Annotated in this window: 15 protein-coding genes; 9 read left to right on the forward strand and 6 right to left on the reverse strand. The window is 39.2% G+C overall.

From position 1 onward, the window contains the following. Window positions 1-17: 17 nt before the first annotated feature. On the forward strand, window positions 18-821 hold the full coding sequence (gene mazG / locus GSQ74_RS12045) for a nucleoside triphosphate pyrophosphohydrolase (protein ID WP_158993572.1): 804 nt from the start codon (window positions 18-20) through the stop codon (window positions 819-821). On the opposite strand, the gene GSQ74_RS12050 is transcribed toward mazG, so the two are convergent. Further along, window positions 822-1,931, reverse strand: coding sequence for an FtsX-like permease family protein (locus GSQ74_RS12050; protein ID WP_254060871.1), 1,110 nt, complete (start codon window positions 1,929-1,931; stop codon window positions 822-824). Here GSQ74_RS12050 and GSQ74_RS22770 point away from each other — a divergent pair. The 4 genes from GSQ74_RS22770 (at window position 1,930) to GSQ74_RS12065 (ending at window position 5,329) form a co-directional block, all read left to right on the forward strand. Then, on the forward strand, window positions 1,930-2,127 hold the full coding sequence (locus GSQ74_RS22770) for a hypothetical protein (protein WP_254060872.1): 198 nt from the start codon (window positions 1,930-1,932) through the stop codon (window positions 2,125-2,127). The two genes, GSQ74_RS12050 and GSQ74_RS22770, sit on opposite strands and share 2 nt — an antisense overlap. Further along, entirely contained in the window at window positions 2,105-3,313 is a 1,209-nt protein-coding gene (locus tag GSQ74_RS12055; protein WP_158993575.1) for an exo-beta-N-acetylmuramidase NamZ domain-containing protein, read from the forward strand. The genes GSQ74_RS22770 and GSQ74_RS12055 overlap by 23 nt, the downstream gene beginning before the upstream one ends. Before the next feature lie 95 nt (window positions 3,314-3,408). After that, window positions 3,409-4,326 (forward strand): methionyl-tRNA formyltransferase, encoded by a 918-nt coding sequence (gene fmt, locus GSQ74_RS12060; RefSeq protein ID WP_158993577.1) that lies wholly within the window; start codon window positions 3,409-3,411, stop codon window positions 4,324-4,326. A 202-nt stretch (window positions 4,327-4,528) separates the two neighbouring features. Beyond that, window positions 4,529-5,329 (forward strand): DUF3050 domain-containing protein, encoded by an 801-nt coding sequence (locus GSQ74_RS12065; RefSeq protein ID WP_158993579.1) that lies wholly within the window; start codon window positions 4,529-4,531, stop codon window positions 5,327-5,329. A 127-nt stretch (window positions 5,330-5,456) separates the two neighbouring features. Here the strand turns inward: GSQ74_RS12065 and GSQ74_RS12070 are convergent, their stop codons facing one another. Together GSQ74_RS12070 and GSQ74_RS12075 are read right to left on the reverse strand one after the other, a co-directional pair. Continuing rightward, window positions 5,457-6,293, reverse strand: coding sequence for an aminotransferase class IV (locus GSQ74_RS12070; RefSeq protein WP_158993581.1), 837 nt, complete (start codon window positions 6,291-6,293; stop codon window positions 5,457-5,459). A gap of 18 nt (window positions 6,294-6,311) precedes the next feature. Further along, a complete protein-coding gene (locus tag GSQ74_RS12075; RefSeq protein WP_158993583.1) occupies window positions 6,312-7,355 on the reverse strand; it encodes an RluA family pseudouridine synthase in 1,044 nt (347 codons plus the stop codon). A gap of 128 nt (window positions 7,356-7,483) precedes the next feature. On the opposite strand from GSQ74_RS12075, the gene GSQ74_RS12080 reads away from it, so the two are divergent. The 3 genes from GSQ74_RS12080 (at window position 7,484) to GSQ74_RS12090 (ending at window position 10,523) form a co-directional block, all read left to right on the forward strand. After that, complete coding sequence (locus tag GSQ74_RS12080) at window positions 7,484-8,377, forward strand: 1-aminocyclopropane-1-carboxylate deaminase/D-cysteine desulfhydrase (protein WP_158993585.1); 894 nt, start codon at window positions 7,484-7,486, stop codon at window positions 8,375-8,377. A 205-nt stretch (window positions 8,378-8,582) separates the two neighbouring features. Then, window positions 8,583-9,914: an L-lysine 6-transaminase gene (lat, locus tag GSQ74_RS12085; protein ID WP_158993587.1), complete on the forward strand. Its 1,332-nt coding sequence runs from the start codon at window positions 8,583-8,585 to the stop codon at window positions 9,912-9,914. Window positions 9,915-10,082: 168 nt separating this feature from the next. Further along, window positions 10,083-10,523, forward strand: a complete 441-nt coding sequence (locus GSQ74_RS12090) for a hypothetical protein (protein WP_158993589.1) — start codon at window positions 10,083-10,085, stop codon at window positions 10,521-10,523. Between the two features lie 11 nt (window positions 10,524-10,534). Here GSQ74_RS12090 and bshB1 read toward each other — a convergent pair whose 3' ends face one another. Genes bshB1 through GSQ74_RS12105 form a run of 3 tightly spaced genes read right to left on the reverse strand, consistent with a single transcriptional unit; the run spans window position 10,535 to window position 12,376 of the window. Beyond that, a complete protein-coding gene (gene bshB1, locus GSQ74_RS12095; protein ID WP_158993591.1) occupies window positions 10,535-11,257 on the reverse strand; it encodes a bacillithiol biosynthesis deacetylase BshB1 in 723 nt (240 codons plus the stop codon). Between the two features lies 1 nt (window position 11,258). Continuing rightward, window positions 11,259-11,759 (reverse strand): glutathione peroxidase, encoded by a 501-nt coding sequence (locus GSQ74_RS12100; RefSeq protein WP_158993593.1) that lies wholly within the window; start codon window positions 11,757-11,759, stop codon window positions 11,259-11,261. A 2-nt stretch (window positions 11,760-11,761) separates the two neighbouring features. After that, a complete protein-coding gene (locus GSQ74_RS12105) occupies window positions 11,762-12,376 on the reverse strand; it encodes a DUF4294 domain-containing protein (RefSeq protein ID WP_158993595.1) in 615 nt (204 codons plus the stop codon). 107 nt (window positions 12,377-12,483) lie between these two features. Here GSQ74_RS12105 and GSQ74_RS12110 point away from each other — a divergent pair, with 107 nt between their 5' ends. Then, on the forward strand, window positions 12,484-14,703 hold the full coding sequence (locus tag GSQ74_RS12110) for a bifunctional (p)ppGpp synthetase/guanosine-3',5'-bis(diphosphate) 3'-pyrophosphohydrolase (protein WP_158993597.1): 2,220 nt from the start codon (window positions 12,484-12,486) through the stop codon (window positions 14,701-14,703). Window positions 14,704-14,755: the final 52 nt, after the last annotated feature.

Here is a 14,755-nt window from a genome sequence, read left to right on the forward strand (position 1 = left end):
TGCACATTAACAACACTATGCCACTAACTCCTCCCATTACATCCACCACTCCCGCAGGCGCTTTTGAAAGATTACTTACAATAATGGATGATCTGCGTTTAAATTGCCCTTGGGATAAAAAACAAACGCTGGAAAGCCTTCGCCATTTAACTATTGAGGAGGTTTATGAGCTATCGGATGCGATACTTAGTGGTGATATGCCTGAAATCAAAAAAGAACTGGGCGATGTAATGTTACATTTAGTATTCTATGCGAGGATCGGCTCAGAAACAAACGATTTCAATATTACCGATGTACTGAACGGCATATGCGATAAACTGGTTAACCGTCACCCTCATATTTATGCTGATGTGGATGTACAGGATGAAAACGATGTAAAGCGTAACTGGGAGCAGATCAAATTAAAAGAAGGTAATAAATCAGTATTGGGTGGCGTACCTGCATCTTTACCGGCATTGGTAAAAGCATCCCGTATACAGGAAAAAGCCCGTGGCATTGGTTTCGACTGGGAAGAAAAAAGCCAGGTTTGGGCAAAGGTTGAAGAAGAGCTGCAAGAATTTAAAGATGAATTTAATGTAGAGGACGAAACCACCATAGACCACGAACGTGCCGAAAGTGAATTTGGAGATCTGCTGTTTTCACTGATCAACTATGCCCGTTTCATCAATATTAATCCGGAAGATGCTTTGGAAAAAACCAACCGTAAGTTCATTAAACGTTTTCAATACTTAGAAACCAAAGCCGAAGAGAACGGCCAGCAACTCCAAAACATGAGCCTTGCCGAAATGGATGTGTATTGGAACGAAGCAAAAAAACTATAACTATTTAAACCGGATTGCTTTCACAGGCGATATTTTGCTCACCAGCATCGATGGGATCACCAATACAACAAGGCAAACTATTAATATGCCTAAATTAAGTTCAATAGCATCTAACCAGTTAAATTGGATAGGAACAAAAGGCATATAATACGATGCAGGGTCGAGTTTAAAAGTGTGCGTCAGGTTTTGAAAAAGCCCTAATCCAAAACCAAACAAATTCCCCAATACCATCCCTACTCCCACCAGATATAGAGCATTTATCAAAAATATTTGTTGAATACTCCAGTTAGTCGCCCCCATCGCCTTCAACATGCCGATCATGGAGGTACGCTCTAATATCATAATCAACAAAGCCGATATCATATTAATTACAGCAACAATTAACATCAGGGCCAGCATTACTACGGTATTGGTATCCAACAAGCTAAGCCATTCAAATATGGTTGGGTAAGTTTGTTCAACCGTGTAAGCCTTAAGCTTGGTTGGCAAAACATCGTTTATACTATTTTCAGAATACTTAAGCAAATCAAAATCCGTTACCCTTATTTCATAACCACCAATTTGGGTTGGCAACCAATCATTAAGGCGCTGAATTAATGACAACGAACCAACAACATAAGTTTTATCTACCTCATCAACCCCTGAGCTAAAAATACCTACAATTTTAAACGGGCGTTTGCGTAAAGGTTGTTGGATGAAATACATCAGCATATTATCGCCAACTTTTAATTTAAGGCGATCTGCTGTTTGTTGGGAGATCATAATCTCTTTTTGCGCCGCAACGGAATCAGAAAAATCCATCACCCTGCCGAAAATCAATATCTTCTTAAAAAAGGTCCAGTCATAATTTTTGTCAACGCCTTTTAAAACAACACCCTCAATTTCGTTATTAGCCTTTATAATACCCGGCTTGGTGGCAAAGGGCATTACCTTAGTGATTGTTTTTTTATTAAGGGCTTCTTTTACAAATTTAGGATCTGCTAAAAATGGAGAATTTTCGTAGGAGTTATTGAGGTCGTATTTTACTACCTGCATATCACCTGCAAAACCGCGCATCTTCTCACGGATTTCCTGTTTAAAGCCACGCACTACAGCTAATGATAATATCATGATGCCCAAACCGAGCATAATGCCTACAATAGCTATCCGCACGATGAGTTTTGAAAAAGTGCGTGTAGACTTAAATGTTATTCGACTGGCTATGAAAGATGCGAAACTCAATGCAGGGATGTTTTTGTACCTTCGCAAATATGCGCTTTTGCGGTTAAAAATGCAGTATGATTATGATAAGGATAAACACTTTTAGATTAATAACCCTTATTGCCTGTTTTAGTAGTGCGATAACTTTTGGGCAAGGCAGCTTACACCACCAATTTACAAAAAAAATCATCTCGGGTGCTGATCAAACCAACCTTTACCTCAATTACCTTAAAGGAAAAAACATTGGGATGGTGGTTAACCAAACCTCGGTAATAGGCGATAAACTTACACCCAGCGTTGACAGCTTATTAAAACTAGGCATCAATATAAAAAAGATATTTGGCCCCGAGCATGGTTTCAGAGGTAATGCCAGTAATGGCGCAACGGTTAATGATAGTACCGATCCCAAAACAAGCTTACCTGTAATCTCATTATACGGCAAGCATTATAAGCCAACACCTGCTGACTTAAACGGCATTAACCTGATGATATTTGACATACAGGATGTAGGCGCACGGTTTTACACCTATCTGTCAACCCTGCAATATGTAATGGAGGCTTGTGCCGAAAACAATATCGAATTATTGATTTTAGACCGACCAAACCCCAATGGCTTTTATGTAGATGGGCCGGTGCTAGATACCACTTACAGATCATTCGTCGGAATGGATGCCGTACCCATTGTTTACGGCATGACAATAGCTGAATACGCCCAAATGATTAACGGTGAAGGCTGGCTTAAAAACCACGTGCAGTGCAAACTGAAAATTATTAAGATTGCTAATTATAACCATAATTCGGCTTACAAATTGCCGGTTAACCCCTCACCAAACTTAAATACTGCACAATCGGTTTTATTGTATCCAAGTTTGTGTTTGTTTGAGGGAACTACTTTAAGTTTGGGCAGAGGCACCTATACGCCATTTGAAGTAGTTGGGCATCCTTTACTAAAAGGAAAATATGCTTACAATTTCACGCCGGTAAGCATTCCGGGAATGAGCGAAGATCCACCGCAAAAAAACCAGGTTTGTTATGGAATCGACCTAAAAAACTATGATACCGGCATTATACGCAGCAGCGGGAAATTAAATTTAACATGGCTGCTGGAATTATATAACGCCTTCCCGGATAAAACCCACTTTTATAACGCGTACTTTGTAAAACTTGCAGGAACAGATCAATTACGTAAGCAAATTGAAGCGGGCAAAACCGAACGCGAGATCCGCGAAAGTTGGGAACCGGCTTTAAGCAAATTTAAAATTATGCGCCGCAAATATTTATTGTACAACTAAGCATTTTTTTTGCTAAATTGTTGGCTATAACTGAACCTGTACTTCAATCAACAAAAAACACAATATTACACAACTAAAAAAGGAAGATATATAGCATGAGAATTGTATTTATGGGTACGCCCCAGTTTGCTGTAACATCGCTTGATGAATTATTAATGGCAGGTTGTGATATTGTTGGCGTAGTTACCGCGCCTGATAAACCAGCGGGCCGCGGTCAAAAACTAACCCAATCTGCAGTCAAGGAATATGCTGTTGCCAAGAGAATAAAGGTTCTACAACCTGAAAAGTTAAGAGACCAATCTTTTTTAGATGAATTAAAAGCTCTTGGAGCCGACTTATTCGTAGTAGTAGCTTTCCGTATGTTACCTGGCATAGTTTGGACTATGCCTATCCGTGGCACTATAAATTTACATGCTTCATTATTGCCTAAGTATCGTGGCGCAGCACCTATTAACTGGGTACTGATCAACGGTGAAAAAGAAACTGGTGTAACCACCTTTTTCCTGAAACAGGATATTGATACCGGAAATTTATTATTCACCGAGAAAATAACCTTAACCGGTACCGAAACTGCCGGCGAACTACATAACCGCTTAATGAATAAAGGCGCAGGTTTATTAGTTAAGACCGTAAAAGCTGTTGAAAGCCGCCGTTACAGCGAGCTGCCTCAGCATGAACTTGTTGATGGCATAGAGTTAAAGCATGCCCCCAAAATATTCAAAGAAGATTGCCTTATCGACTGGAATAATACTACAGAAACGGTATTTAACCTAATACGTGGCTTAAGCCCCATCCCTACGGCCTTTACCAAACTGAATGATAAAACATTCAAAATATATTATGGCCAGCAGGAAGTTACCGAAACTACTGAACAACCCGGAGTATTTTCAACCGATAATAAAACTTACCTGAAATTTGCTTGCACAGACGGTTATATCAGTGTTACCGATGTTCAATTAGAGGGTAAAAAACGAATGAGCATCGAAGAATTTCTACGTGGAGTGAAATTATAATCCCCTCTTCTTCTGTCATTTCGAACGTAGAGAGAAATCTTCTAGATCCTGCACGACGAACTTTGCATTTTGAAGAAGATTTCTCTCTACGTTCGAAATGACAATCCATCAAAAAACATCATCAAACAAAAGTCAAATAATCCTCAGGCATAACATTTTCTGTTTTATGTCGTTATTTTTACGCACTAATTAATTTACAGGCATGGTATTTTACACCGACAGGATAGAGCGATTAAAAGCAGGAATAGAACCACTTCGCAAACAACTTATAGAGCACCCACTATATAAACATATTAATTCCCTGCAAGACCTAAGTGTTTTTATGGAATATCATGTTTTCGCGGTGTGGGATTTTATGTCGTTGTTAAAATCGTTGCAACAAAAACTTACCTGCACTACCCTGCCATGGATGCCGGTTGGCAATGCCAATACCCGCTACCTGATAAATGAAATTGTAACCGGCGAAGAAAGTGATATTGATGAGCACGGTAACCGCACCAGTCACTTCGAGCTTTATTTAAAAGCGATGGAGCAGGCCGGCAGCCCGGCAAATGCCATTAACGATCTGTTCGACGAATTGAATTACGGCAAACTGATTGACGAAGCATTGATTATTGCTAATATCCCAAAACCTGCACGTAATTTTGTACAACATACTTTTGATGTAATAGACGCGGGTAAAGACCATGTAACCGCCGCGGTATTTACTTTTGGCCGTGAGGATCTGATCCCCGGCATGTTTATTAGCATAGTAAAAGAGCTTAATCAGCAATTACCTGGCAAAGTGGAAACACTACTATATTACTTGGAAAGACATATTGAAGTTGATGGCGATCATCACTCGCACCTGGCTTACCAAATGACTGCCGAACTTTGCGGCGATGATGACCAAAAATGGCAGGAAGCATTTATTGCCGTTGTTGAAGCCCTTACCTCGCGAATAGCACTTTGGGATGGTATTTTGGCAGCTATAAAAGCATCAGTAGTTTTGGAGATAAACTAATATTTCCCCCCACACATATTATTTAATTATAAAATCCTGTCATGCTGAGGAACGAAGCATCTGTACATGCATAAACTACTTTACAGATCCTTCGCTATCGCTCATAATGACAATTGGAAAAAGTTTATTACAACTTATTCAATTCGTCCATCAGCATTTTACTGAGCCTGTTAAAATAGCGTTTAACGCCATAGCCCATCACGCATTGAATACCACGGGTGGCATTGGTCAGGAAAACCTCATCAGCTTCGTATAATATATCCGGGTTTATTTGGGCTTCGGTTACGCCTATATTGTTTTCTTTAGCAATATTGATAATCACCTGACGCATTATGCCTTCTACACAGCCCTCGCTAAGTGCAGGTGTATATAAATGGTTATTATACCACACAAAAACATTTGAGCTACCAGCCTCACACAAAAAGCCATTCTGATTTAACAGGAAAACTTCATCAAGCTTATTTTGCTCTTTGAAAATCCCAGCCATTACATAAATAAGCGAATTGCAGGTTTTTATATTGGATAGATAATTAGTCGCCTTCGGCAGATCAGTAAAAATATCCATGATTAAACCCTTGCTGTTCAAAAAATAACGTGGCTCATCTACCGATTGCATTTCTATGCAATAGCCCATTTTGTTTAACGATGGTGTATATAAGCCCTCAGCATCGCGGTAAACCGTTAAGCGAATACGACCATGCTTTATTTTATTCCGGAGGGCAAGTTCTTCAACCTTATCCTTCAAAAACCAGGCATCCATTTGCGAGTAGCCATCAATTTTCAGCGCCTTCATGCCGCGCTGTAAACGGTCGGCATGTAGGTCGGCAAATTTGAGCTGGCCTTTCATCAGGCGCATACTTTCAAATAACCCATCACCATACCTAAAGGCCCTGTTAGCCGTGGTTAATAATTGTGTACTTGCAGGTACTATTTCGCCGTTAAAGTTTATGAAAGCCGATGTCATGGTGTTATCAACACAAAATTACCCTTTTTGATCTACGGTTGCAGCAATATATTTTCGCCATTTTTCTAAAACGGTTTCAAAATCCTGCGGCAGAGCGGATTCGAAATAAATATATTTTTTTTGAGTAGGATGTATAAAGCCTAGCGTTTGCGCATGCAAAGCCTGGCGCGGCATTATCTCGAAGCAATTATCAACAAACTGCTTGTATTTACTAAAAACAGTACCTTTTAATATTTTATCGCCACCATAAGTAGCGTCACTAAATAAAGGATGACCAATATGTTTCATATGAGCCCTGATTTGGTGTGTACGGCCTGTCTCCAATTGGCATTCTATCAGCGTAACATAATTCATACGCTCTAACACTCTATAATGGGTAACGCTCCATTTTCCTTTTTCAGGATCATCATAAATAGCCATTACACGCCTGTCATTCGCACTGCGACCAATATAACCCGTAACTGTTCCGTCCTGCTCCAGATCGCCCCAAACTAATGCTAAATATTTACGGGTTATGGTATGTTCAAAAAACTGACGAGCAAGCCAGGTCATAGCACGCTCGTTTTTACTAATTAATAATAATCCTGAAGTATCTTTATCAATTCGGTGAACCAATCCTGGTCTGCCATCATTACCTGGCAAAGTTGGCAATTGCTGAAAATGGTAAACTAAACCATTAACCAATGTACCCGTATAGTTATTATAACCGGGGTGCACTACCATACCGGCTGGCTTGTTTACAATAAGCACATCATCATCTTCATAAACAATATTCAGCGCGATGTTTTCAGGATAAACCTCAGTATCTCGCGGTGGATGTGGCAACACAACCGATATTACATCCAGCGGTTTAACCTTATAACTCGGTTTAATTGGCTTATCGTTTACCAGCACATTACCTAAATCTATAGCATTTTGTATGCGGTTACGGGATGCATTCTCAACCCGGTGCATCAAAAATTTATCAATACGCAACAGCGACTGCCCTTTATCAACAACTACACGTAAATGCTCATAAAGGTCTTGTTCGTCCTGCTCGTTTATTTCAACATCATCTGTCATTGCCGCAAAAGTACTCGTTTTAGGGTTTATTAATAAATGCTATTTTTACGCAACTGCTTTGTGAAAAACATACACTACAATAATCAGCTCAATGGTTGTGTTTGATTGAGCACCTAATCTGTTTTTTGATGAATATCGATCTCGAAATTTATAGCCCTGTTCATCAAATAAAAAACAAATTATTTAATGAACAGGGCTTATCTATTTTTATAAAACGGGATGACCTGATACATCCACTAATCTCAGGCAATAAGTGGCGTAAATTAAAATACATCTTAAAAAAAGCATCCGCAGAAAACAAAACCCATTTGGTAACATTTGGTGGAGCATATTCCAACCATTTATTGGCAACAGCGGCAGCAGCGGCTAAGTTTGGTCTTAAATCAACTGGGATTGTGCGTGGCGAAGATGTCACAAACGATACCCTATTTTTATGCAACCTGCATGGCATGAAATTGATATTTGTTGATAGAGAAAGCTATCGGCATAAAGAAGAATTATTCAACAAGTATTTTGGCGGCAATACCGATGCTTTTTTCATTGATGAAGGCGGCGCATCAGCCGAAGGAGCCCATGGTTGCGCTGAACTGGTAGATGAACTGACAGAAACCTACAATCATATTTTTTGCGCTTGCGGAACCGGTACAACAGCCGCGGGAATTATTAACGGCATTCAAAATCATAAACTCAGCACCGAATTTAATGCTATACCTGTATTTAAGAATGGTGATTTCATGAAAGGTGAAATAAATCAATACCTTATAAATCCGGCAACTTACAACCTATATACCGATTATCACTTTGGCGGATATGCTAAAACCAATGCTGAACTACTTAGTTTTATAAAAACCTTCGTAGCTGATACCGGAATTTTAATAGAACCTGTTTATACTGGTAAAATGCTATATGCGATTTATGATATGGCAGCTAAAGGCCACTTTAAATCCGGCAGCAAAATTTTGGCAATACATACCGGCGGATTAATCGGGCTATTAGGAATGAAAGATAAATTTCAATTATAGCATTTTACCATTTCAGGCAGAATTTCTATCATCAGCACATCCAAAATCTGCACATCTACACACCATATTCACCCGACCAAAATTATTTTCAGTCCAAAAACTAGGTTTAGTTAATTTAAAGTTACTTTTTGGTTGATCGGTTCAAAAAGTGCTTAAATTGTTATTTTTGGGCACTTTTTAGTAAATTTGATAAAACCGATTTACTATGTATAACCTGCTTGTATCCCCAGAAAATGTTCAGGCTGCTTTAAATAAGCATGTGCTGGCTGATGGCTTCGACTTAACTTTTGATATGGAAAAAAGTAAGGGCGTTTATATTTACGATGCGAAATATAACCGCACCCTGCTCGATTTTTTTACCTGCTTTGCATCGGTGCCTTTAGGATATAATCACCCTAAGATGGTGAACGACGAAGAATTCAAAAAGAACCTGATGTTGGCAGCTATGACCAACCCATCAAACTCAGATATATATACTACGCAATATGCACAGTTTGTTGATATGTTCGACAAGGTAGGTATTCCTGATTACTTGCCGCATGCATTCTTCATCTCAGGCGGCTCATTAGCCATTGAGAACGCTTTAAAAGTTGCGATGGACTGGAAGGTTCAGAAGAACTTCGCAAAGGGCTACACCAAGGAAAAAGGCTTCCAGGTGATTCACTTTGAGCATGCTTTTCATGGTCGCTCAGGTTACACCCTTAGCCTTACTAATACACAGCCAGTTAAAACCAAGTGGTTCGCCAAATTTGACTGGCCGCGGGTATCAACGCCTTACATGAATTTCCCTTATTCAGATAGCAATCATGAGGATTTGTTGAGGCGTGAGGAGTTATCCATCGCCCAAATAAAAAAAGCGTTTGAAGACAATAAAGATGACATATGCGCTATTATTATAGAACCGGTACAATCTGAAGGAGGTGATAACCACCTACGCAAAGAATTCATGGAAAAATTGAGGCAATTAGCTGATGAAAACGAAGCTTTGCTGATATACGATGAAGTACAAACCGGAGTTGGTTTAACCGGCAAATTCTGGTGTCATGAGCATTTCGGCGAAAATGCACGTCCTGATATAATTGCCTTTGGTAAAAAGATGCAAGTATGCGGCATATTAGCCAGCAGGCGTGTTGATGAAATAGAAAATAACGTATTTAAAATATCATCGCGCATTAATTCAACCTGGGGCGGTAGCTTGGTTGATATGGTACGGTCATCCAAAATAATGGAAATTATTGCAGAGGATAATCTATGCGATAATGCCGCAAAAATGGGTGATTATTTACAGGATCAGCTTGCAGATATTGCTGAAAAACATACTATTATCACCAACATCCGGGGCAAAGGGTTATTAACCGCTTTTGATTTTCCAAATAAGGCTATGCGCGATAAGTTTATTGATGCCGGGCTAGAACACAACGTAATGTTTTTAGGTTGTGGTGAAAAAAGTATCCGATTTAGGCCCGCACTTATTATTGAGAAAAAACATATTGATGAGGGGTTGGAAATACTTCAAAAAATAGTCCCCAATTTATAATATTGTAATAATATTGCTACAAGCACCTGTTTTTGACCCAAATAGGTGCTTTTTTATTTTTAAAAATACTATAATCGTTCGCAAACGTTAATCAGGGTATTAAAAGGCTTATCATTGATTTCTTACAGGGGTAATTATAAGCCATAAATAATAGCAACGGCAATTATTATGAGCAAACACATTGAAAAGTTAAAAAAGCAACTTACAGAAATCGCTGAAGTTGTTAACGCGTTTAAATCCGAAGCGGTACAATTAAAAATTGTTGACAGGTTATTAGATGTACTTGTTGATTTTGACAAAGCTGATACAGAAGGTGCCGACTTTTTAATCAAGAAAATCCACAAAAAAGCAGACGACACGGAGAATTATCCTTTTTCTCAAAACCGCAAAAAACCAGGCGCTACAAAAGTATTAAATCAACTTTTAGGCGGCGATTTTTTCCATACCGCACGATCCATATCTTCTATAGCCGAATTTTGTAAAGAGAATTTCGACTCGGACTTTAAGACCTCCGAATTATCAGGAATTTTATTGAAACTGGCTAATGAGCATAAACTCAGAAGAGAAAGAAGCAAGGATAATAATCGTTTTGAATACGTGGCCGTATAACCAGTACCAAGTTATCTTAGCGCAAACAAATTATCAACGCCTAACAACTTTCTTGAGGTAAAGCCTTCGCCATACTTGGCCTGAATGCTTTTACCAAACTCCATTGCACGGCTTTCAACTATTTTTATAAAATCGGGGGATGAAATATAGGTCTGTGGCTCATCTTCATTCCAATCCGGATTAAAGAATTGTGAGCCGTAAGCCAATACACTTTTAATCTTTTTATCCCAATATTCAGTAACGTCAATTATAATGTCGGGTTCAATATAGCGGTCTTGTATAAAATGCAGCACCATTTTTGGGCGCCATGCTTCCTGGGGTTTTCCGTCAAACCTTGTTTCTATCCTGCGTAAACCTGATAAAAATGCTGACGTTTCAACTAATTCATTGGCCCGGCCATGATCGGGGTGCCGGTCATGATAAGCATTGGTTATAATAATATCCGGTTGATGCTTACGGATAGCTTCAATTACTTTTAATTGATATTCAGGTGTATTCGTAAATAAACCATCAGGAATCCCTATGTTTTCCCTAACGGTTAATCCTAATATCTCAGCAGCTTTGGCAGCTTCCTGCTCGCGAATTTCCGCAGTCCCCCTTGTGCCCAGTTCACCTTTGGTTAAATCAGCAATACCAACTTTATGGCCCAGTGCAATATGTTTTAAAATAGTTCCGGCGCATCCTAATTCAGCATCATCAGGATGTACAGGCAGTACTAATATATCTAATTTCATGTTATTTGGTAACGGCTAATAAGCGTTGAATTTTCTTTTTAACCTTTGATGTATTTGGCTTGGTAAACGGATAGAAAAAATCCTGCACTACGCCATCCTTATCAATTAAAAACTTATGAAAGTTCCATCTTGGTACCGAACTGAATTTACCATTCTCTTTTTTATCGCTCAAAAACTTATACAGTGGATGAGCATATGGCCCCCTAACCCTTATCTTATCAAAAACAGGGAAATTTGAACCATAATTTTCGCAGAAGGTAGCTATAGCAGCGCCATCCAAAGGTTCCTGGCCGCCAAAATCATTGGATGGAAGGCCTAGTATTTCAAAATCCGCAGCCTTAAATTCATTCTTTAAGGCTGCCAAATCTTTCAGTTGTGGAGTAAATCCACATTGAGAGGCTGTATTAACTATTAAAAGTACTTTACCTTTATATTTCGATAGGTTTATCTCTTCGCCATCAATATTCTTGATATCGAACTGGTAGATGCTTTTATTATCCATTATTAATTTTTAGATGAATCATATCCTTGTTTTATCAGGATATTTTCAATGTCCCTATCCTCGTCGGCGTCATAGGTTTCTTTAAGATTATGGCCAAACACCCGTGCAACTGATTGAAGCATAAATGCATCAAGGCCACCCTTTAATTGTTTAACCAAATCGTAGCTGGTGCTACCGGTTTCGCGGTCAATCAGTTTTATCAACACCTCTCCCTGACTTATTGTCAGGTTTTCAACTTCTTTCTTGAAAAGATCTTTTATCTGGTTATTGCAAGCAGCAACTAATTCCTTCTGTTTATGTTTATCAGCAGTAAGTGCAAGGTCGCGTTGCAATTGACGGTATCTTGCACCGGCAAAGTGTGCATAAGGTATAACTTTGCGCACATTATACTCTAGCATGTTATAGGCAGCACGGTCGGCTTCGCTCTTAAAAATACGTGTATCTACTATTCTTATTTCACCATACATTATCCATGGCACGGGTTTGCCATCAAGCATAGTGACATAGGTTTTAATGGTATCATTTTTGTCCATCTTCATAGGCGCTGGCTTTGGTGCTTGAGCTACGGTAGAGCCAACCACACAACAAAACACCAACAAGAAACCAATAAATTTCATATTTTTACCTATACAAAAATAATGCAATTTATTTTGTATTTTGAAATATGGCCTGATTTATAATTTTTGTTACAATTTTTATACTTATTTTTTGTTAAAACTGCAGGATGAAAGACTTGGTGATAGATTTAGAAGCTGAAAAGAACGAGATATTAAAACGATACCGAGCTTTGCTGCGTGCCTGTAAATCAACCCTTGAAAAAGGTGATAAACGCATGATACGCAAGGCTTTCGATATGGCATTGGAGAGTCATTCTGATATGCGCCGCAAATCCGGCGAACCTTATATATACCACCCTATCGCGGTAGCTCAAATTGCCGCCGAGGAGATAGGCTTAGGTACTACATCCATCGTGTGTGCTTTGCTGCATGATGTGGTTGAGGATACTGATGTTACACTTGATGATATTGAAAGAGAATTTGGTAAGAAAGTAGCCAAAATAATTGATGGCTTAACTAAAATATCAGGCGTATTTGATACCAATAGCTCGTTACAGGCAGAAAACTTCCGTAAGATGTTGCTTACCCTGGCCGATGATGTTAGGGTTATACTGATAAAGCTTGCTGACCGCCTGCATAACATGCGTACCATGGAGTTTATGCCGCGCGATAAGCAGCTTAAATTATCATCAGAAACAGTTTACTTATATGCTCCTCTAGCCCACCGCCTGGGATTATATGCTATAAAGTCTGAGTTGGAAGATCTGTCCATGAAATACATGGAGCGCGAAACCTACCAATTCATTAAAAATAAGCTGAACGAGAAAAAGGCCGAACGTGAAAAGTTCATTCGTGATTTTAGCGAACCGGTGAAAAAGGTCGTTGAGGGACAAGGGTTGGTTGCTGATGTTTTTGGCAGGCCGAAATCTATCCATTCCATTTGGAATAAGATGAAGAAAAAGGCCATTCCTTTTGAAGAAGTATATGACCTTTTCGCCATCAGGATAATACTGGATAGCACACCCGAAAATGAAAAATCTGATTGCTGGAAAGCCTATTCCATAGTTACTGATCTATACAGGCCTAACCCTGACAGGTTACGCGACTGGATATCATCACCAAAGGCAAACGGCTATGAATCATTACATACTACAGTAATGGGGCCGCGCGGGCAATGGGTTGAAGTACAGATCCGTACCAAACGCATGAATGAAATTGCCGAAAAGGGTTTCGCCGCGCACTGGAAATACAAAGAATCTTCAACCGATAGCGGTTTAGATCTGTGGGTACAAAAGGTTAGGGATTTGCTTAAAAACCCTGAATCAAATGCACTCGACTTTTTGGATGATTTCAAGATGAACTTGTTCTCTGACGAGATATTCATTTTTACGCCAAAAGGCGCGCTTATACAACTGCCACTAAATGCAACAGCATTAGATTTTGCTTTCGAGATACATACCGATGTGGGTGCCAGCTGTATTGGCGCCAAAGTGAATCATAAATTGGTACCGCTTAGCTATAAATTGCAAAATGGCGATCAGGTTGAGATCATCACCTCCAGCAAGCAGGTACCTAAAGAAGATTGGCTGAATTTTGTGGTTACAGCAAAGGCTAAGGCCAAAATAAAATCATCCCTAAAAGAAGAAAAACGCCGCATTGCAGAAACCGGTAAGGAGATATTAGAGCGGAAATTAAAGTCATTAAAAATAACTTACAACTCCGAAAACATACATAAGCTTAGCTATTATTTCAAGCTGCCGTCAACACTCGATCTATTTTTCGAAGTAGCCAAAGGCACTATCGACATGAAGGACCTGAAGGAGTATCAGGCATCTGAAAAAGTAATAGAAAACAAGCCACAGGATAAGATAGAAGCAGAACAGGTACAAAGCCTGGTAAGAACGCTGAAAGCAAAAGATGCAGATATGCTTTTGATTGGCGAGGATATGCAGAAGATTGACTACAAACTGGCCAACTGCTGTAATCCTATCCCCGGTGATGATGTTTTTGGTTTTGTTACTGTTAGCGATGGTATAAAAATACACCGTACCAACTGCCCTAATGCTGCTAAACTGATGGCAAATTATGGTTATCGTGTGGTAAAAGCGAAATGGACTAATCAGCAGGAACTTGCATTTTTGACCGGCTTGCGTATTACGGGTATTGATGAGGTTGGTTTAATAAACCAGTTAACTACCGTAATATCACACGATTTTAAAGTGAACATACGCTCTATTACTGTTGATAGTGATAACGGTATTTTTGAAGGGACAGTAATGATTTATGTTAACGATACACATCATCTTGATAACCTGACCAAACGTTTAAAAATGATAAAAGGCATCAGTACCGTTACCCGGTTTGATTCAATAGAAAAAGCATCTTAAAAATTAGTTGAATAAGTGAGTAGTTAGTAAGTTGATTTGGTTTTTGTTAAGT

Origin of the sequence: Mucilaginibacter sp. L196 (assembly GCF_009765905.1) — a bacterium.
Taxonomy (GTDB): Bacteria; Bacteroidota; Bacteroidia; order Sphingobacteriales; family Sphingobacteriaceae; genus Mucilaginibacter.